We start from the raw sequence: 18,877 nt of genomic DNA on the forward strand, positions 1-18,877 counted from the left end.
TCATCGGGCAACCACGTCCCGAGCGGCAAGTCTCTACCGCCGCGGCGTGAATTTGCGCAAGCAAACCGATGTGCTGGATGACGCCGGTGACGCCGCGCGTCGAAACGTCGGGGATCCAGTCAGGACCCCATCATGGACAAATTACTTCGTTTCGGGACATTAGCCATCTGTCTCGGCTTTTCTGCGCCGGCACTCGCGCAAACCTACTACGATTCACCCGTCCCGGCCGACAGCTCCAATTGCCGCGCGGTCGCCGGGCAGGCAGAAATTGACGGCACGATGCAGCAGATCATCGGACGTGCTTGCCTGCAAAGTGACGGAACATGGCAGATCGTGCAAAACCCTGATGGCAGCGTGCTGTGGTACCCGGTCACGGCCTACCCGTATCCTGACCCCTGGTATTGGGGGCCGCCGCTTTTCATCGGCGGGGGCGTGAGCTTTATCTTTGTCGATCGTTTCCATCGTTTCCATCATTTCCGTCACTTCGATCATTTTCACCAGATGGATCACAACCACTTCGGGGTGCCAATGGGAGCCGGCTTTCACCGCAGACCATTCCCCGGCGGTGGCATACGCGGGTCCGGAGGCATGAGTCGCACGCCCGTGTCCGGTGGCATACCCGTGTCGGGTGGTATGCGCGTGTCCGGTGGCATGCCCGTGTCCGGTGGCATGCCCGTGTCCGGTGGTATGCGCGTGTCCGGTGGTATGCGCGTGTCCGGTGGTATGCGCGTGTCCGGTGGTATGCCCGTGTCCAGTGGTATGCGCGTGTCCGGTGGCATGCCCGTGTCCGGTGGTATGCACGGGTTCGGCGGGGTGCGACGGCACTAGCCCGACCTTTCCTGTTCCCGCCTTTTATCCGGGATAGCCCAAAGGGGCCACTGAAGAACGAACTACGTAGGCCGCTTAAGGATTCGGCAGTGCTACCGGTCGCTGTTAGCCGGTGGCCAGGTTGGCGTCAAGCTGACGGCAAAAACGTCCAGTGAGGAGTTCGTCGTGAAAAGCTTGAAGATTTTCGTCACGCTGGCGGTGCTGGCCGCCGGCTGCGTATCCGGGTCAGCAGATGCTGGGCACGCGCGGGTCTTTGTCGGCGTGGGCACCCCCTTCTTCTATCCGGTCGCTCCGCTCCCGTACTACTACTACCCGCCCGTCGTCGCCGTGCCGGCCGCTCCGGTGACCTACGTCGAACAAGGGCAGCCGTCAGCCGGCCCGAGGCAGTCCAGCGGCTCCTGGTATTACTGCGATGCGTCCAGGGCCTACTACCCGTATGTGAAGCAGTGCCCCGGCGGGTGGCGTGAAGTGCCTACGCAGCCCGCATCTTCCCATTGACGATCAACTGGCTGTTCAAAGCGCCATGAATTATTCAAGACTTGCCCTGCTTGCCTCGCTGACCTGTGCCAGCGCATGCTCCGTCCTGCCGCCCGGTCCCAGCGTTATGGCGTTGCCCGGCACCGGAAAGACGTTCGACCAGTTTCGCGCAGACGACGCCTCGTGCCGGCAATTTGCGTTCAATCAGGTGGGTGGAGTATCAGCCAACCAGGCGGCAACCGCGAGCGCGGTTGGCAGCGCCGCCATTGGAACGGGACTCGGCGCGGCTGCGGGTGCGGCATTCAATGGAGGCTCCGGCGCGGCCGTGGGCGCGGGTGTCGGCCTGCTTGTCGGGAGTGCGTTTGGCGCGGGCGCCGCGCAAGACTCGGCCTACGGCGTGCAGCGCCGCTACGACTATGCTTACCTCCAATGCATGTATGCCGTCGGTGATCGCATTCCGGTCCGCGGACGCATGATGATCGCGCCGGGCACACGGCCCTATGCACCGCCGCCCCCAGGCTTGCCGCCACCACCGCCTCCAGCGAGTTGAGGCTGAAGCTCGCCGTCAGTTGCCATGTAATCCTTATTAACTCATAGCGCAACGTCGCCTCACATCGCACTCACGCTCGCCTCTACGCCCTTCCGTCGACAAAGCCACGGAAGCGGGCTCGCCGTGGTTAGAGGTAGTCGCACCTTCCGCGGAAAATCTGGCGGTTAGATTCTGAAAATCCATCTGGATCAAGACAACTTGCAAGATCGCCCAACGCGGAAAACTTGCCGAGTGGCCGAGCCTTGCTGCAAGCAGCTCTTCTTGAAACGAACCTTCGTGCTCACGGAATAAAAAGCGAGCGCGAGTCGTTTAACTGTGAGTGGATGGCGCTGCGCCTGGTCATGCAGTGGCGTCGATCCAAAAAGCAGTGACGGCGGTTGGAGGTTCGCGACATGAAAAACGTGACGCGATTCATATCGCTTGCGACGTTGCTGGCGGGGTCGGGCTGTCACGACCTCGAACGGTCCCGGTCGATCGACCCGGAAGTCGCCGGAAAGACAATCGCCCTGCAGGTTTGCTCGAACTGTCATGGCGCGAACGGCGTCTCGGTGTCGCCGATGTTTCCCAAGCTGGCGGGTCAACAACGGCAATACCTTGTCGATCAATTAACGGACTTCAAGACTCATAGCCGAGCCGACCCGAATGCCAAACGATACATGTGGGGCTTTACTCACCTGACCGAGTCGCAGATCGAGGAGATCGCAACATATTTTTCGGATCAGCCCGCGGCTCGGGGTGCGTCTGGCGATCGCATGCTCATCGACCAGGGGCGGACGATATTCGCATCCGGCCTGCCGGACAGGAACGTCGCGGCATGCATTTCATGTCACGGACAGCACGGCGAGGGGGCGGGTCCAAATCCTCGCCTCGCTGGTCAACATGCGGATTATGTCGTGAAGCAGCTGCTGGTCTACCAGCGCACCGAAGACAGGCCCCGTGGTGCAACCATGAAGGCGATCTGCATCAACATGTCGGAGCAGGAATTTCGCGCAGTCGCTGCTTACGTGGAGGCGCTTCCGCCAGAGCCCGGAATGACGACCGACACGCCCACCGATCGAAGAGCGGTCCATAACTAGGGGTGCCCAAGGGCGCCAGGCTGCCCCGTTACTTCAGTCCGTCTTTATAGGCCCGCCAGATTGTCACCCCGAACGATAGCGTCGGCATGCGGTGCCGGCGCTCGGCGTTGTGTCTGCCCGGCATTGAATTCCGGCAGGAGTTAACAAGCAGAAGTTTGCCTCACAACCTTCCCCGGATTCCGATCCGCGCGCCAACGCCGTTGGCGACTCGCCGCAGGCGACCTATAGTGTTGGGGAACACCGGATAGTCCACGGACGACGCCCCAGCAGATGACTTGACGAAGCCGGGAATAGCCAGGTCCGATGCGTGCTCAGTCCGGTGTCGCGGGTGCAGACACCTCGAAAGGATCATCATGACTTTCGGAATGCGAAGCGCGATCCACGCGGGACTTGTATTCGGGTATGGGTGTCTTTTTCCGGTCATCGCATTCGCGCACATCGGCCAAGGCGACATATCCGGCGGCCTGCTCGCCGGTTTCAGACACCCGATTTCCGGCCTGGATCATGTCGTCGCAATGGTTGCAGTTGGATTGTGGGGTGCGCAGCTGGGGAGACCGGCGATCTGGGTGCTGCCGGTCACGTTCCCGATCGTCATGGCGTTCGGCGCTGTTCTCGGCGGCCTGGGCGTCCCGATTCCGGGGATCGAGGTCGGCATTGCGCTATCGGCACTGGCGCTCGGTGCGGCGGTGGCACTTGCGTTGACGCCGCCGCTCTGGATTGCGGGTCTGCTGGTTGCCCTGTTCGCCATCTGCCATGGACACGCGCACGGGGCGGAACTGCCCGGGTCCGCGAACGCAATGACCTACGCGATCGGCTTCGTTGCGGCCACGGGCACACTTCATGCACTTGGCATCCTGGCCGGCACAGTCAATCGCTGGAAGGCGGGCGGCTATGCACTGCGGGCAGGCGGAGCCCTCATCTCCGGCTGCGGTGTCTATTTCCTCACGTATGCGATTCGGGGAGCGTGACGCATGCGCGCATTGCACCGGGTGGTCCGGCAAGCCGCTGCCGGTCTGAGTGCGCTGATGTTGCTTGCATCAGCCGAAGCACACGCGGTGTACCAGGGCGCGGGCGACTTTTACGCCGGGATGCTGCATCCGTTGACGTCGCCGGAACATGTCTTGCCCATGCTGGTGCTCGGCGCGCTGGCAGGGCAGAACGGCCTGAAACGATGTGAATTCGTGCTTTGGGCATTTCCGGCTGCCATGGCGGCCGGCGCGTGCGCTGCCCTTTCAGTTCCGGATCTGCGTGGTGTTCTCCTGCTCAATGTTGTCTCAGCCGTATTGCTGGGTTCACTCCTTGCGGCTGCCTTGACGTTGCCGTCATGGCTGATCCTGATTCTATCGGTCGGGTTCGGCCTGACCCACGGGTATGCAAACGGATCAGCCATCATCGGTCAAATCCGCCCAGGCGTTTTCATCGCAGGCATGGCGGTCGCGAGCTTCATCCTGATCGCCTACACGGTCGCGGCGACCTCGTTCCTGCTGCGGCTACGGCCCACGTGGATCGCCATTGCCGTGCGCGTCGCGGGCAGCTGGGCCGCAGCAATCGGGCTTCTCGTGCTCAGTCTCACTCAACGTGCGTTGCTTCTCTCCTAGGTCATCTCCGTGGCCGTCAATGGCATCTAAAGTGCAAGCACTGTCAGCCCCGTCGTTCGTTCATAAATCCACAGGGTTGCGAAAACCGTGATGGCTGCTGATCCGCCGTACAGGGTAGCCAGGCGAAACCAACGGCTTGACCGATAGATGTAAAGAATGGGTAATAGCAGCAGGACCAGCGAGATCTGCCCCAATTCCACACCGATATTGAACCCGGCAAGGGCAGCCGCAAGCAGGGATGTCGGGAGGGCCATATCGGTCAGCACGCTTGCAAAGCCGAAGCCGTGGATCAAGCCAAAAGAAAACGCGACCAGCCAACGGCGCCTGCGCACCAGCGGAACAATATTGTTGAGCGCGGAAAGCAGGATCGTCACAGCGATCGCGACCTCCACCCACCGCGACGGCAACGCCACAACGTGCAACGTGGCAAGAGACAACGTGATTGCGTGTGCCGCCGTGAACGCAGTGACGAGCTTCAATACATCGATCGACACGGCCCCCGGGGAGTCGGCAGGACACCACTTTTTCCCGCGCAACACGCAAGCTGCCGGCAACATCAGTGACAGGAGAAACAAGGCGTGGTCGAAGCCGCGCCAGATGTGCCACATGCCCTCCCCGACGAAATCGATGAAGGCGCGCCCGACTCCCTTCCCGCGTATGTCCAGGATCTCGGTCGGATGACTGAGCCCAAGAATAGCCGTTGTTGTAGCGCCGTTGCTCACGACGTGTACGAGTCCTTTGTGCAGCGTGTCGACGTCGGCAAACAAGCGGTAATCGATGCCAAGCCGGGTCGGTCGAGTTGGACAGGTCACGTCGAAATCGAGCACCGCGTACGCGCCGTCGCTGTGGTGGTCGATCAGCAGGTCGCCTGGATGAATCGTGCACGCTCGCCCGTCACCCGTAAGCTTGATCCGCGTGAAGGCATACGACTTGATGTCCGCTTCGCGGACGCGGACCTCGCCCCACGTCAGCACGCCGTCCCCGTCCGCATCGAGGATAAGCGGATTGTCCAGGTCGCGAAGTGCGATATCCCATCGGCCCACAATCGTTTTGTCGCTGACCGTAAGCGTCAGGTAACTGTCGCTCGGCTTGTGCGCCTGCACCGCGGCAGCCCAGCACAACATGAAGAGTGCCAGCCACCCGTGCGCTCGCCGTTTCATGCAGACGGGCTGCTGTGCGTTGCCCGCATCGCAGACCCGGCTCCAACGACAAGGCTTGCCAGCCGCGCCTCGAGTGTCGTCAAGACCGGATAGCGCAATCGCGCGGTCTTCAGCCATGTCATCGCGGGAGCGGCGCGGGCAGGCTGCCGGGCGGCTATCGCCGCCTCCATCAGGATCCGGCAATCCGCGACCTCTTTTTGCACCTGCCAATCAGCCTCGGCCAGACTAAGCGCTTTCTCCGGGTCGTTAAGGAGTTTCAGGTTGAAAATCGCTTCCTCACGCAGATGCACGCGATCACCCCGCTCGGCGGATGCCGCAAACCGGCTTCGTAAATCTTCGACATGAGGCGCCAGCTCAGCATTCAGCCCTGCCTGTTTCTCTGCCAGCGCCAGACGAAGGAGCAGGTTGTCGTTCCGGACGTCGGCCGCGAGCAGAGCGAGGACCTCCCTGGGCCGTTTCCGGTCGAGCAGGAAGTCAGCCCAGGCTGCTTTGAGGTATGCGTCGCGCGGACTGGCGACCAGCGCCTTGCGGAAGAACTGTTCGGCGGTTTCCTCCTTGTCCATCCAGACCGCCGTTTCGGCTTGACTGACCACCAGCCAGGTGTAGAGCGAATCGGTCGGCGGTATCTGCGCGGCAAGCTGTTGCAAAAGGAGATAAGCCTGCTCGGGCCTGCCGCTGACCGCTGCCACATTGGCGAGGCATATTCCCGCGATGGCGGTATTCATCAGGATGAGCCGACCGCAACTCTGCCGGGCCTCCAGGTAGCGGCCTTGCACTTGCAGGATATTCGCACGGATCAGCCACGCCTCCACGTTGTCCGGCTGGGCGTGAATTGCGTGATCGAGATCGTCGAGCGCGCTCGCAAAGAAATGGTTGCTTTGCCGAACGCTCGCACGCAACACCAATGCGCGCGGCGGTGGGTTTGACTGCCGGAGCCACGGTTCGATTGCGGCTTCGGCCTGGCCCAGGTCGCGCGGATCTTGATCGCGCCGAAAACGCTCCAGGTGGCGCTTCGCGAGATCAGCCGCCAGGTCGAAGTTCTGACCGCCCGCAGCCAGCGCTGCGTGCATGCTCGCAATGGCCGAGTTAAGTGCGTCGTGCGCACGGGGCGGGAGCGTTTCCAGCACCTGTGAGTCCTGTTGCGGCCGCACGGGAGCCGCGTTCACCAACGCGCCTGCCAGTCCAACGATGAGGCACGATACGCACAGGATGCGGCGCACATTCGCTTCCCTTTTAACGACACGCGTCCGGTTCGAACGATAGGCCCGCAGCACCTTGAGGGCGGTCGATCTTTTTAGCGCCATGGCCGCCTCGGTCTGCCATGCGGCGACAGGGTGAACCCCGCGCCGCATCATGGTCTGCTGCGACTCATTCAGGTTGCGCTTGCCCGGTTATCAATTCATCGCGCCCGGGATCGGCGTGGTCAGATAAGGAAAAGAATTGTCAAATACGCTGTCGTCGATTGCTGCGCCATCTGTCAGAGGAGCCGCTCCGGCCGGAGCGTCGGACGGCGAGCAGCCGAAGATTCCAGGCTTGTTGAATGTACACAGCACCCCTATCACCACCCTGAGCGATGCCGTGACGACATCGTCCCCTGGCCGCCGTCCGTTTGGAAAGCCCGCGTTGTCACCGGCGAGGACCCCCAGATTCTTCTGACTGCCTTTGGGTGTGGGCGGAATAGACGTGTTCAGACGCAACATTTCGGATGGTGTGACCGTTCTCAGCTGATTGAGTCCCTGAAATCCAGTGAGGAATGTGAAAACCAGATCGAGGCGCGGGAAGTTTGTCGGCGCTTTGGCCCCGGGGAAAAGGCTCTCGATCAACGCAGGAAGCGTGGGATTCGTCACATAGTCCGCAAACTGCCCATCGTTCGCGGGCTTCGAATTGTTGAATTTGTCCTTGTCCTTCAAGCCGATCACGAGTTCGTTGACCAGTGGCATCCCGAGCCGGGAAACTTGCGTCCAGCCCCTCTCCGATATACCTGCGGCGTCGCTATCGCTCAGCCTCTCCTTGCGAATGCTTGACGTCGTCCAGCCACCGATAACCGACGTGCCGCGCTCGCCAACCAGACACTGGGCCGGAACCTCGAGCGCGATCGAGGTGATGTTCTTGTCGGACAGATCGTTCGCATTGCCGTTTCGGGGACCCAGCGGATTCAGGTTGAGTAAGTCGAACGTCTTGCCGAGCGCCACCGCAAACGACTCCTTTCTCTGGCCCACAAAAACGCGCCCTGGAGCTCCGCACCCGGGAATGTTGATCGTGTACACATATTGCCGCGCGTAGCTGGCATAGCCACTTACGCTGCCGAACGTCTTGGTCCCTATGAAGTCCGTTGGTTTGGTGAAGGTAGTGATGCCGCCCGGACCCGTGACCACGCCCTCAGAATCTTCATGAGAGGCACCACGCAATACCTTGAGCGTGTACGTTTCGTTAACGTTCAGCTTCGATGAGTCGCCTGCTGACACCGGGCCCGCCTGAACGAGAGGAATCGCCACCTGCTTGCCGCCGACGTTCAGTGCGACGTTGCTCACTGTATTCCTGAAACGAAACTGAAACGTCAGATGCGCTTTACCGTCGCCGACGTTGTCGATATGAATTTCGTACAGCGCATTGGGGTCGAGGGCGAAGTAATTCGGGCCGCCGTAGGCGTCTTCCAAAGGCGAGTAGTTCGCAATCAGCGTCACATAGCCGCTTCGGTTCGGCTCATAGCTGTTGAACATGTAGAAGTCGGTGCCATCCACCTTCGGCATCGTCGCAATCAGCGGCGCCTCGCGATGGCTCGACGCGTAAGCAACGCTCGCGGCGGCACACAATAGAATTCCGGCGGCGAGTACCAGCTTCGAAGCGAAGTAGACCGGTCGAAGATTAAATCCTGAAGTAAGCATGGCAACTCCTCAAAGATACGACGCCGGAACGGCGGTTCGTCACAGGAAGGAGGACACTTTCTCAATATAGGCAAGATTCTTTGCTGTGATATGGATTTCACGCAGGCGAGTGCTGACCGACGCATCTCATCCCTCGATATATAGTCTGGAAAATCCGGTAACCGGTGATGCACCCGCGGAAATGTTCTTCGATGCCTGTCCATGGTTCACGTGGTAGTTCGCGTGTCGCGAAGTGCGGCCATCGTTCGTACTACCTGCCACCCAGGCACTCATCGCTGCGTGCCACGTGCGGCGTCACGTTGCGCGCGGCAATGTTGGACGAAGGGTCGTACGCCTTGCCGGCATCGACCGTCATGACGGTCGGTGGTGTTCGGATGGGAATACGAAAGGGTTGTGACGCAAATATCTGGCTTGCCAACTCCTGCCGGAGTTCGATGCCTAACAAACATGAACCCGCGGGCCTTCACCACATTCCGAAGATGGTGCTCGGGGCGCCCCCATGACGCAAGCGGGTCAGGGCATGACGACCAAAGACGCATGCAAGCCCATCGAGTAATGGCCAGGTCTGTTGCAGATCAGTACGTAGCGGCCGGGTGCCAACTTGAGCGTCATACGCTTGCCCTTACCGGGCACCAAGTCCTCCACCTCTCCCATTTTTTTGAACTGGCTCTCTGGCACTTGTCCGTTTTTAACCGGCAGCTTATCGGCGGCCAGGTCCGTTTTGAGGACCACCAGTTCATGGGTCTGAGCGGTGTCCGGTGCGTTGCTTACGTCGAACGTGACTGTGCCTGCCTTGACGCGACTCGTATCAAGCTGGATCGTGTTATTTTTTAGCAGGGTGGCTTTAATCGTCTCCTCTGCATAACCAGGGCTGCAAACGAGGCCGAATACGGTCACACCAAGGAAGACCGCGGTGCGTGGACTGGAGATCATGACGTTTACCTCTGCAAACCGTCGCGAGCGTCCGCGTGTGGCGGGTTGCGCTACGCGTGATGCCATGTTCGGGCGCTTCATTGAGAAGGGCCGGACGAAACGCCTGCACCCGACGCGCGGTCTATCGACATCGGCACCAGTCGACAGATAACGGTCGAGCGTTGCTTAGGCCACCGTCCGAGTCGTAGTCGTCGCCAGAGGCAATAAACTCCAGGCTCGAATGCGCTTCGAGCGCTGATCACTCTGCCGGCCTGCTCACACTACATTACTAAAACGTCAGCGCGGCGGGGTTATTCCAGCGTCCAGGAAATATTTTCATGTCCGTCGCTATCCGATAAAAATGCATGCTCGACGATGACGTACTCCAGTGAATCGGAACTGTACGTGCAGGCTCGAGCAACGCCAACGACTACCGCGCGCGCTGACACGAGCGACGGCAGCCAGCCAGGCCACATGCCGTTCCCGCGTGCGGGCAGCGCTCGGGATGGGCGTCGCCGCCGTAGGCCCTTACGCGTACGCGAACCTCAGCCGCCGGCGCCCCCCCCGACGCAGATCATTGGCACGCTGACACTGCAACGCGCAACCAGCGCTGACGAACCCGAACTTATTTCGTTCGCGCGCGTAGCGGGTCGACGAAAGGTCGAGCCCGACCGCAAGGTCGGACGTTTGTGGCGAAAACAATTTCGGCGCCGTCACGCCAAACGCTCATCCCGCCCGACTGGAATATAACGGTCCCGCCGCACGTTTATTAACTGCAGTGGCGCGCGGCGCTCCGAGCCCCCGCCGTCCCAGGATGCCGTTCCTGACCGGGAAGAGGACATCATCCGCGGAACCCCGAACGTGCTGCCAGCGTGCGCGAGCCTTGCCGCTCCCCCGCTGGCCGAAGGGCTCAGGGCCGCCCTCGGCAAATGGGTCGACGAAGACGGCAACACCCGTTACGGCATTGACAAGGACACGCTTGCCCGGCCAGGGGGCGCGAGACTGCGCCCATGCCGCGGACTGGCCGCCGACGAGTCGCAGATGACTATGACAAGGCGGCCCGGCATACAAAGGACGCCGCCTGTACCGGTTTGCGACGGACAGCAAGTCCGGCGATATGAACAGTGACGGCTTCAGGGGCATGCGGCACGTGGCGAAACCGTAGGTCAGGCAATGAGCGCGCTGGCCGCGCTCACTGGAAACGAGGATGAACGCGACTCGACTATTTGTAGCATTCCTGATGGATTTAGCGGTCGCCATGGCGAGATGCTCATCAGACGGGAGCATGCATTGCGTCGGCGCGACATCCAGCGGTGGTAGCAGCAATGGAGGTGGCGGATATCGATGGTGGTGACGATGTCGTAGGGGGCGCGATTGCCTACACGCTTCGAGACCGACCTGGCAGCCCTGGGCGGGACGACGAGCGGGTCCTGCGCGACGTGCATCGCAGAGTGTTTTGCTGCCAGCCCGTCGCGCAGCGCCCGGACCTTGCTGATGGTTGACTCACGAGGTTCAGGTATCACGAAGGGTTGAACCAGGGTAGCGGGAGACGAGCCATGAACGACGATAGTGACCGGAGGAATCAAGGCTCTGGCGAGTCGGATCTGTGGCTGCTATCGTCGCTTGCCGACAATGAACTGTCTGCGACGGAACGCGCGGCAACGCTCGACTGGCTAGCCAACGACCGGGAGGCAGCCACCCGCGTGGCCGATTACCGCGCGCAAAAAACTGCGTTGGCAGCGCTGTTCGGGGACCCGCGAGAAGACGTGCGATGCATCGTCGTGCGACGCCGTCCGCCCTGTTGGCAGCAAACGGGCGTGGCGGCCTGCTGCATGGTCGTGGGCGTGGTGCTCGGGTCTGCACCCGGCTGGATGTTGGCGGGCTTCCCGGTCGATCAGCCTGTGTTCGCGAAGCGAGCCGACATCGCTTACGCGGTGTACGCGCCCGATCAACGCCACCCCGTGGAGGTCGCCGCGGCGCAGGAGGATCATCTCGTCAAGTGGCTGTCCAGGCGCCTCGATCGACCGTTGTTGGTGCCTTCGCTCCGGGAATATGGCTATTCGCTTGTCGGCGGTCGCTTGCTGCCGGACGACTCCGGTCCTGCAGCGCAATTCATGTACCAGAACTCCGCCGGAGCCCGGATCACCCTGTACGTGGCCGCGGTTCCAAAGAACGTGGCCGCGTTCCACCTGTTTCGTGACGACAAACGCAGCACGTTCTACTGGGTCAGTGAGGGAATGGGATGCGCGCTGACTGGCCACGTCTCCGAGGCGCAATTGCGCGCTATGGCGATCGACGTATGCAGCGCGCTTGGGGGGCTAGTCAGAGGCCTGGCTATCGGCGGTGATTCGAACCCGTGATGCTTTACAGATTTCGCATTTCTGACCATCCAACAAGCCGGAGCAGCCAGCCTGCTGCGGGACGGCACGCAACCGTGCACACGTCGTTTCGCGCGCTCGTGTTGACGTGCCTGGTCGTCACAGGCGGCGCTCTGGCTCAATCGAGCAGCCCAATCGCGCCGGCGTCATCCGGCACGTCGGCGCGATGCGCCGGTGCCGCTACGTCGGATGCCGCAAGCGCGGACGTCGCCCCGTTCCGGTGTCTCACTGCGGACGAACAGGCGAGGTCGTTGCGAACACGGATCGAAAACCACACGCTGTCCTCCCTGACCGACGAGCAGATTCTGTCCCTGATGGACGCGATGAAGCCGGAAGCCTTCGTTGAGTACGCAAGGTCCGAGATGGTCCCCGATGGTGGCTGCGAATACCGGATGTTTCGGCAGGAGCGCGTGTTCGGCAGATGGCCCGACCGGCCCGATCACATGGTTGTCCGTTACCAGGACAACCCACGAAAAGTCTACGCGAAATGGCTGCCTGACGGCGACCATGCGGGACAGGAGCTTCTTTACGACGAAACGTCGGACCGGGATAGCATCTTCGGCCATCTGGGCGGCTCATGGCATTTCGTGTCAGGCAAGATCGCCCTGGACGGCCCGCTCGCGCACACCCAGTCCCGACATAGCGTCCGCGATCTTGGTCTGCAGTTCATCGCACGCATCGTCGAGCACGACGCACGCAGCTTTCGTGAAGAGGGTCTTACTGAAAGGCCGACCCGCATCGAACTCGTGAACGTGCGTGGCATGCGGTTGCTTGCCTGGACGTGGACTGCTCCGTCGGGACCGCCTGCGCATTATGCGCAGCGCGTGCGACTGCTGTTCGATCTTCAGCACCCCTGGCCCCGCGGCGAAGCCGCGTGGGACGAACGCGGCCGGCCATTGGAACTGATCCATTTCGAAGACGTCGTGCCTCACCGCTGGAGCGAAACTACGTTCGATCGGCGAAACCCCGAATACGGCTTCCAGTGACACCGAGTACGGCGAAATGTTCGCGCACCGGTCTATCAACTCGATAGAGCATAAGTCCGATCGCCGTCACGCCACGCTGCTTGCTATCCTGCCCGACACTGCTTCCAGCGGTAGAACAGCCCAGCGACTATGGGAGCCGACACTGTGCCCGGCAGGGTCCTGGCGAGCGGTGTCGTCGTGCGCCTGACAGCGCAGCTCCGAGGAGCGCCTTGGAGGCAGCGTTGAAACGCGTATTCATAGAAGTGTGTACGCGGTGTCGGGCGATTACCGCGTCAATGTGAGGAAAAGGTAGCCCAGATAGAGCAATCCGTTCATCAGCAACGCCCGGACCGCCAGGCCGCCCGCTCGCGCGTTAATGCGCAACCAGGCAGCAGCAATGAGTGTGATGATGACGCCTGTTAGCACCTCCACACGCGGCTCCCATGGCGTCAGCATGATGCCGATGGCGGGTAGCAGCGTGCCCTGAAAGACCATCGCTCCGGTGATGTTGCCGAATGCCAGAGTGTCCTTTTTGCGTCGAATCCACAGAATGCTGTTCACCTTCTCGGGCAGTTCCGTCGCAATGGGAATGATGATGAGCGACAGCAGGAGTGCCGATATGCCAAGCGCACGCGACACGCCTTCCACGCCGTGGATGAAGCCTTTGGCTCCGCCGACAAGCAGCGCCACACCGACTGCCAGTTGCACGAGGATGGTCAGGAGGTTGGTCGGAACCCCAAGTCGCGCCAGAAACATGGTGCCCGGCGCCTCCGTGCCATGTCCGCTTTCGACGAGCTTCTCTGACGCACGGAATGTCATCACGACATACAGCACGTAGATACCGACCAGCCCGACGCTGAATAGCGCGCGCACATACCACTCGTCATGCGGTACGAACATCGCCACAGCAGCGAGCCCGAACGCAGCAAGAAAATAGTTCATGTCGCGCACGAATCCGCTTCGCTCCGGCACGACGGAACCGCGCAAACCGCGCGTACGAACGATGGCCAACGTCATCAAGAACGTGGTCAGTGTGGCCAGCATCAGCGGCGCACCGAGGATGGCGCCGACACCGATTTCCTCATTGACGCGCTTGCTCGATGTGCCGCCGGCCAGCGCGAGCAGCGGCACCATCGTCTCGGGCAACGCGGTCCCCACAGCGGCAAACAGTGAGCCGGTCACGCCTTCGGAAATCTTGAGCCGCTCGCCCAGATGTTCGAGAGCGTTCGTGAATACTTCGGCCGCGACCAGAATGACGGCCAGCATGAGGAGCAGTTCGAAAAACAGCCGGGTCATGCGGCACCTCCGCCAGCAGAGAGAGCGGGCGCGAGTGCATGTGCGGTGTAGTTGAAGCAGGAAATGGGGAAGAACATGGGCCCTCCGAGGTAGGACGTCGACGAACCATGGCGCATCCGCCGCCGTCCGACTAGGAACGACGCAATGCACCCATGGTCTCGCCAAACCGAACCGGTCGAGTGCGCCACGGCCGCAGGCCGAGTATGTTGACGCGCTCTCCCAAAACAGCCGTCGGCCGTTGCAAGTATGCACAGCCGAGACCCAAAGGAGATATGGCTACCGCTGCGCGCCGAACGGAACACGGGCCAGTTTGATGTCCGCTACCAAACTCGCGACCTTAAGCCCAGGAGCCGATCCCGTCACCTGACAAAACCATCGGATCGTGTCATATAAATCGGGTGGAAGTCGGTGTTCGCCTTCTTGAACTCGTCCGAGGGCGTACCATAAATCACCCAGCGAGTGAGCTTGGCCACAGCGAAGAACTCGTTCGACAATGGGGCGAAGCTTTCCGTTTGGTGGAACAGCGCCGCCTTCGAATCCGAGTAGCGTTCGAAGATGTCAACCGTCTTCTGGTCGTCCGCGATGTTGAACTCGAACTGCAGCGCGCCCGGCTCCTTCTCTGTCGCGGCCTCAAGCTTTGGTATCAGCGGCGTGAACTTGTCCATCTGATCGACGGCAACGGTGAAAACCCAGTACACCTGTTCGCTCTGCATCCCTGCCTCCATGGTACGGTGCCTCGAGGCTCACACGACGCTGACAATCGGCGCAACTGCCAACTGCGGTACTGGACCATAGTCCAATAAGAGTAGCGGCCGCGATGCTCGCGCTCAGGCCCGCTGGCACTAGAACTGCGCAACCAGTTTTCGCATGGCCGCACGTCGCTTCAGTATATGTGCGATCTGGCAGCGGGCTCAACAATGTGGGGGTGCAAGCCGGAACCGCCGAAAATTCCGTCGCAAAACGTTATGAGTGACGTTTCTGGTTATCACGCCTATCCGACACTGTTTGCCGTACGCGTTTTGCCCGAGAGCTAACGTCAAGAGTGGTGTATGGGCAGCTTGATAGCGTTCGACTTCAGGCGGCGAGTTTCTGCTGAACCGGTTGATCGCCTTGCACCGGTTCGTGTCGAAAAAATCCGTAATCTTGAGAGCACCCCAAATGAGCCGGACTCGCTCTCCTCGCGCACCGGCATGCGCGAGCTAAGGCCGCGGATCAAAGCCGCAGGCCGTTCAGAAACTGATACCAGAGTCCACTTAATGCACCGAGCGGATGCGCGTCGTTTGAAGTTTCTTCTGGCCTCGCGTGATTGACGGGGCTGGCGGCTTCGTCCTTTGCGGCCGCCGCCTCAGCCTGGGTGGAAGCCACCGGAGTCTCAGGCGTCTCGGAGGCCTCAAAAGTCGCAGCAGCCGCCACACCCTTTTCCGCCTCGCGCCGCGACGCCTGCAATGCCGCGACGCTGTCGGCGATCTGCGCTGCCCGCCGCGCCTCGCATTGGCGCCCGAGCAGCACGCCGAACAGGACGTCGCGATTGTGGCCTTCGTCGGCGAAACGCATGGCCAGCGAGACCATTTCCGCATACGCGGCTTCGTCGGCCGCCCGCGCAGCGGCCTCGCGCTCGGCTTGTGCCTGCTGTTGACGCGCGTGCTGCGCTTCCCAGCCGCGCATCTGCTCGGCGTAGACCGCGTCGTACACCTTGCGCTGCGCGGCGTCGGACAGGATCGCGTACGCGTCCTTGATTTCCTGGAAGGTGGCGCGCGCCACGTGTTCGGCGCCGGCATTGCGGTCCGGATGCCATTTCATGGCGGCCTTCCGATAGGCGCGCTTGATTTCGTCGGGAGTGGCGTGCGCGTGCACGCCGAGCGTGTCATAGAGGGTTGCCATCGCTTGCTCGGCCTCGGCGGGAATCGCTTCGCGGACCATCGTAGCATGCGGAAGACTGCTTTATTGTGAAGCGCAAGCGATTGCGCACCTGCAACGCCGCAAAAAAATGGCCCCGCCACTGGCGTAGCGAGGCCGAGTCCCATGTCAAGGAGATGTCATGGAGGAGACGATCCGATCATAGCCGCGCGTCATCGCGCCCCCAAACAATCGTTCGCCATATGCTTATCCGACGCGGCCTGAGCTGCATTGCACGGCGCGCAACGTCGGAATCGAAACGCCCGCCGGGGCGCCTGTTGCGATGCCTGCCGCAGCACCAGCCGACAAGGCGACGACCTCGAGCGGTTATATCGTTAGAACAAAAAGTCGCTTCGCGGGGCTGGCGGGCGTCATTAAGATGACACTTCAAAGTCCGGTTCGCCCCGGTTCCTCTGCGCGCAGCCCCGCGCCAGCGTACCGGCAGCCGCTACCGAAGGAGCATTTCGTTGACCAGTTTCGATCATCACCGCCGGCCTCTCGTGATCGGCATCGGCGGCACGACCCGCGCCGCGTCGTCGACCGAGCGCGCGCTCGGCTTTGCGTTGCGTGGCGCGGAAGCCGCCGGCGCGAATACTCGCCTGTTCGGCGGCACCTTCCTGCATAGCCTGCCCCACTACGCACCGGAAAACCCGCAACGCACCGACGAACAACTCGAACTGATCGAAGCCGTGCGCCGTGCTGACGCCTTGATCATCGCCACGCCCGGCTATCACGGCGGGGTGTCGGGTCTCGTCAAGAATGCGCTCGACACGCTCGAAGAGCTGCGCGCCGATGAGCGTCCATATCTGGACGGCCGCGCGGTCGGCTGTATCGTCACGGCTTATGGCTGGCAGGCCGCGGGCTCGGTGCTGACCTCGCTGCGCTCGATCGTGCACGCGCTGCGCGGCTGGCCGACACCGTTCGGCGCCGGCATCAACACGCTGGAAACCCGCTTCGACACCGTCGACACGTGCTCGGATGCCAAGGTGGTCGAGCAGCTCTCGACGGTCGGCCAGCAAGCCGCGCAATTCGCGCTGGCGTTCAATGCGCACCGCGCGCCGGCGGCTGCGCCGCTCGGCAACGCGCTCAAGGAAACGCAACCGGCAAGGCTCCTGCACGCGGTTTGACGCTTCGCGCACTGCGTCGTGGTCCGAAGCCGGTCCACGGTGCTTGCCGCATCGCGACGCGGCCAACTGCTAAAGTCCGGGGCTCGTCGCGTCGTTCTCGCGTGCCACGCACTCAAGCCGCCCCCCACGGCGCGTCTCTTCCCAAAGGTTCATCGAAGCCAAAATCCCGCGCGCGGGGGGCGCCTGATCGCGCGCTCAAAGCCGCCCGCTACGCCATTGCGCAAACCGTGCGCCAAACAACAGACTTTCCGCCGCCAGCGCCGGATAGTGTGTGCGAATACAGCGACGATGGCCCGATCCGGCCTCCTGAAGACGGTTCCGGGACCTCGCTGATTTGCTTACGACGAAAGATTGGTTTACCCGCTGCGTGGCGCGGCCTACGCTTCCCCCTGCCCGCTTACTCATCGGCCACCTGACGCACAGGGTTGCACCTCGAACGCCGGTTTCCCCTAGCAGAGCGGGCATACACACTGCCACGACCATGAATTCACATATCCGCTACAAGGGCTACGAAGTCGCACCGGTTGCACAACGCCTGCCCAACGGCCTGTTCGCCGCCAACCTGACCATCGAGAAAACCACCGCAAACGAGGGCCAGGCCTATTCGTTCGACGCGCTCGATTACTTCTTCGACGAAGAACATGCGCTCGCCTATGCGTTCCGCTGGGGACGCATGTGGATCGACAGCCACCAATGACGCAGTAGACCGGCCCGCCGGCGCGCAGGCTGCCGGCCCCGGCGTCGGCGTCGGCGTCGGGATTTACATGGTTGTGCCAGAATAGGCGACACACCCGTTCGCTCTCTGTTCGCCTGCCATGTCCGACACCCTGACAGACGCCGCCGAAGATCGCACCCTGCGCCATTGGACATTCCGCGGCCCCGCCCGCGTGAAGATCGGTTCAGACGCTCACAAGCAGATGTTTTGCCGCATGCTGCTTGAAACCCACAACCCCTATAAACCGGCCGTTATCGAATGGCCGCCGGACGCGCTCGAACGCCTGTGCTCGCTGCCGATCTGGGACATCGCGGTGCAGACCGAGGGCCGCGCGTCGATCGATGTCAGCACGTATGCCGCGCGCCTCAGCGATCCGCTGCTGCGCGACGCGCTTACGATGGATGCCGAGGAGGAAGCGCGTCACAAGCGCGTGCTCGCGAGGCTGATTGCCGCGTACGGCATCGAGATCGCGCCCGAGCCGCCCTACCCGGCTCCACGCGACGCCGAGTGGGCCTGGATGCGCACCGGCTACAGCGAATGCATCGACAGCTTCTTCGCCTTCGGCCTGTTCCGCTCGGCGCAGCAGTCCGGCTACTTTCCCCAGACGCTGGTCGAAACATTCGAGCCGGTGATTCAGGAAGAAGCGCGCCACATTCTGTTTTTCGCCAACTGGATCGCGTGGCATCGGCGCACAATGCCATGGTGGCGACGGCCCTGGCATGCGCTGCGGGTCGCCGCGATCTGGGCCGTGCTGATCTGGCAGCGCGTCGCCATCGCCAAAGGTCTCGACGCCCAAGGCGTCGCGCACGATTCCAACTTCCTGCCCGAAAGCAGCAAAATGATCGGCGAATCGATCGAAGTGCGCGAACTGATCGAACTGTGTCTCGCGGAAAACGACCGACGTATGAGCGGCTACGACGCGAGACTGCTGCGCCCGAGGCTGGTGCCGGCCCTCGCGCGCTTTGCGCTACGCTTCATCACACCATTGCGCCGAAACCGGCAGCACTAGAGAAG

The 18,877-nt window shown here is 62.0% G+C and carries 18 protein-coding genes and 1 pseudogene; 12 read left to right on the forward strand and 7 right to left on the reverse strand.

The window, feature by feature from the left end:
• Positions 1–132 precede the first annotated feature (132 nt).
• The 6 genes and pseudogenes from DLM46_RS08260 to DLM46_RS08285 form a co-directional block, all read left to right on the forward strand.
• Positions 133–597 (forward strand): annotated as a pseudogene (locus tag DLM46_RS08260) (hypothetical protein); the annotation flags it as partial.
• Positions 598–993: 396 nt separating this feature from the next.
• Positions 994–1,326, forward strand: a complete 333-nt coding sequence (locus tag DLM46_RS08265; RefSeq protein WP_115100264.1) for a hypothetical protein — start codon at positions 994–996, stop codon at positions 1,324–1,326.
• A 25-nt stretch (positions 1,327–1,351) separates the two neighbouring features.
• Positions 1,352–1,855 (forward strand): glycine zipper family protein, encoded by a 504-nt coding sequence (locus DLM46_RS08270; RefSeq protein ID WP_115100265.1) that lies wholly within the window; start codon positions 1,352–1,354, stop codon positions 1,853–1,855.
• Between the two features lie 392 nt (positions 1,856–2,247).
• Positions 2,248–2,931 (forward strand): c-type cytochrome, encoded by a 684-nt coding sequence (locus DLM46_RS08275; RefSeq protein WP_115100266.1) that lies wholly within the window; start codon positions 2,248–2,250, stop codon positions 2,929–2,931.
• A gap of 353 nt (positions 2,932–3,284) precedes the next feature.
• Positions 3,285–3,899, forward strand: coding sequence for a HupE/UreJ family protein (locus tag DLM46_RS08280; RefSeq protein ID WP_244305971.1), 615 nt, complete (start codon positions 3,285–3,287; stop codon positions 3,897–3,899).
• Positions 3,900–3,902: 3 nt separating this feature from the next.
• Positions 3,903–4,529 carry a HupE/UreJ family protein gene (locus DLM46_RS08285; protein WP_115100268.1) on the forward strand — a complete coding sequence of 209 codons (627 nt, stop codon included), beginning with the start codon at positions 3,903–3,905 and terminating at the stop codon, positions 4,527–4,529.
• Between the two features lie 26 nt (positions 4,530–4,555).
• On the opposite strand, the gene DLM46_RS08290 is transcribed toward DLM46_RS08285, so the two are convergent.
• From DLM46_RS08290 to DLM46_RS08305, 4 genes are all read right to left on the reverse strand, one after another.
• Positions 4,556–5,689: a HupE/UreJ family protein gene (locus tag DLM46_RS08290; RefSeq protein WP_115100269.1), complete on the reverse strand. Its 1,134-nt coding sequence runs from the start codon at positions 5,687–5,689 to the stop codon at positions 4,556–4,558.
• Positions 5,686–7,044 (reverse strand): hypothetical protein, encoded by a 1,359-nt coding sequence (locus DLM46_RS08295; RefSeq protein WP_115100270.1) that lies wholly within the window; start codon positions 7,042–7,044, stop codon positions 5,686–5,688. The genes DLM46_RS08290 and DLM46_RS08295 overlap by 4 nt, the downstream gene beginning before the upstream one ends.
• A 39-nt stretch (positions 7,045–7,083) precedes the next feature.
• Positions 7,084–8,574: a DUF4331 domain-containing protein gene (locus DLM46_RS08300; protein WP_115100271.1), complete on the reverse strand. Its 1,491-nt coding sequence runs from the start codon at positions 8,572–8,574 to the stop codon at positions 7,084–7,086.
• 513 nt (positions 8,575–9,087) lie between these two features.
• Positions 9,088–9,507 carry a cupredoxin domain-containing protein gene (locus DLM46_RS08305; RefSeq protein ID WP_115100272.1) on the reverse strand — a complete coding sequence of 140 codons (420 nt, stop codon included), beginning with the start codon at positions 9,505–9,507 and terminating at the stop codon, positions 9,088–9,090.
• A gap of 1,060 nt (positions 9,508–10,567) precedes the next feature.
• On the opposite strand from DLM46_RS08305, the gene DLM46_RS41095 reads away from it, so the two are divergent.
• The 3 genes from DLM46_RS41095 to DLM46_RS08320 all read left to right on the forward strand — a co-directional run bounded on the left by DLM46_RS41095 (position 10,568) and on the right by DLM46_RS08320 (position 12,850).
• Positions 10,568–10,651, forward strand: coding sequence for a COG4315 family predicted lipoprotein (locus DLM46_RS41095; RefSeq protein ID WP_115100329.1), 84 nt, complete (start codon positions 10,568–10,570; stop codon positions 10,649–10,651).
• 391 nt (positions 10,652–11,042) lie between these two features.
• Positions 11,043–11,846, forward strand: a complete 804-nt coding sequence (locus DLM46_RS08315; protein WP_115100273.1) for an anti-sigma factor family protein — start codon at positions 11,043–11,045, stop codon at positions 11,844–11,846.
• Between the two features lie 269 nt (positions 11,847–12,115).
• Entirely contained in the window at positions 12,116–12,850 is a 735-nt protein-coding gene (locus DLM46_RS08320) for a DUF1571 domain-containing protein (protein WP_165847928.1), read from the forward strand.
• 264 nt (positions 12,851–13,114) lie between these two features.
• On the opposite strand, the gene DLM46_RS08325 is transcribed toward DLM46_RS08320, so the two are convergent.
• From DLM46_RS08325 to DLM46_RS08335, 3 genes are all read right to left on the reverse strand, one after another.
• Positions 13,115–14,125, reverse strand: a complete 1,011-nt coding sequence (locus DLM46_RS08325) for a sodium:calcium antiporter (RefSeq protein ID WP_115100275.1) — start codon at positions 14,123–14,125, stop codon at positions 13,115–13,117.
• 359 nt (positions 14,126–14,484) lie between these two features.
• The gene (locus DLM46_RS08330; protein WP_133300311.1) at positions 14,485–14,838 is read right to left on the reverse strand and encodes a hypothetical protein; all 354 of its coding nucleotides are present in this window, start codon (positions 14,836–14,838) and stop codon (positions 14,485–14,487) included.
• Between the two features lie 499 nt (positions 14,839–15,337).
• On the reverse strand, positions 15,338–16,006 hold the full coding sequence (locus tag DLM46_RS08335; protein ID WP_115100330.1) for a J domain-containing protein: 669 nt from the start codon (positions 16,004–16,006) through the stop codon (positions 15,338–15,340).
• A gap of 482 nt (positions 16,007–16,488) precedes the next feature.
• Between DLM46_RS08335 and DLM46_RS08340 the strand changes: the two genes are divergently transcribed.
• The 3 genes from DLM46_RS08340 to DLM46_RS08350 all read left to right on the forward strand — a co-directional run bounded on the left by DLM46_RS08340 (position 16,489) and on the right by DLM46_RS08350 (position 18,872).
• Positions 16,489–17,148, forward strand: a complete 660-nt coding sequence (locus DLM46_RS08340; RefSeq protein WP_115100277.1) for an NADPH-dependent FMN reductase — start codon at positions 16,489–16,491, stop codon at positions 17,146–17,148.
• Positions 17,149–17,629: 481 nt separating this feature from the next.
• The gene (locus tag DLM46_RS08345) at positions 17,630–17,845 is read left to right on the forward strand and encodes a transcriptional regulator (protein ID WP_115100278.1); all 216 of its coding nucleotides are present in this window, start codon (positions 17,630–17,632) and stop codon (positions 17,843–17,845) included.
• Positions 17,846–17,963: 118 nt separating this feature from the next.
• Positions 17,964–18,872, forward strand: a complete 909-nt coding sequence (locus tag DLM46_RS08350; RefSeq protein WP_115100279.1) for a ferritin-like domain-containing protein — start codon at positions 17,964–17,966, stop codon at positions 18,870–18,872.
• The last annotated feature ends 5 nt before the right edge of the window (positions 18,873–18,877 follow it).

Source organism: Paraburkholderia lacunae, assembly GCF_003353175.1.
Classification (GTDB): domain Bacteria; phylum Pseudomonadota; class Gammaproteobacteria; order Burkholderiales; family Burkholderiaceae; genus Paraburkholderia; species Paraburkholderia lacunae.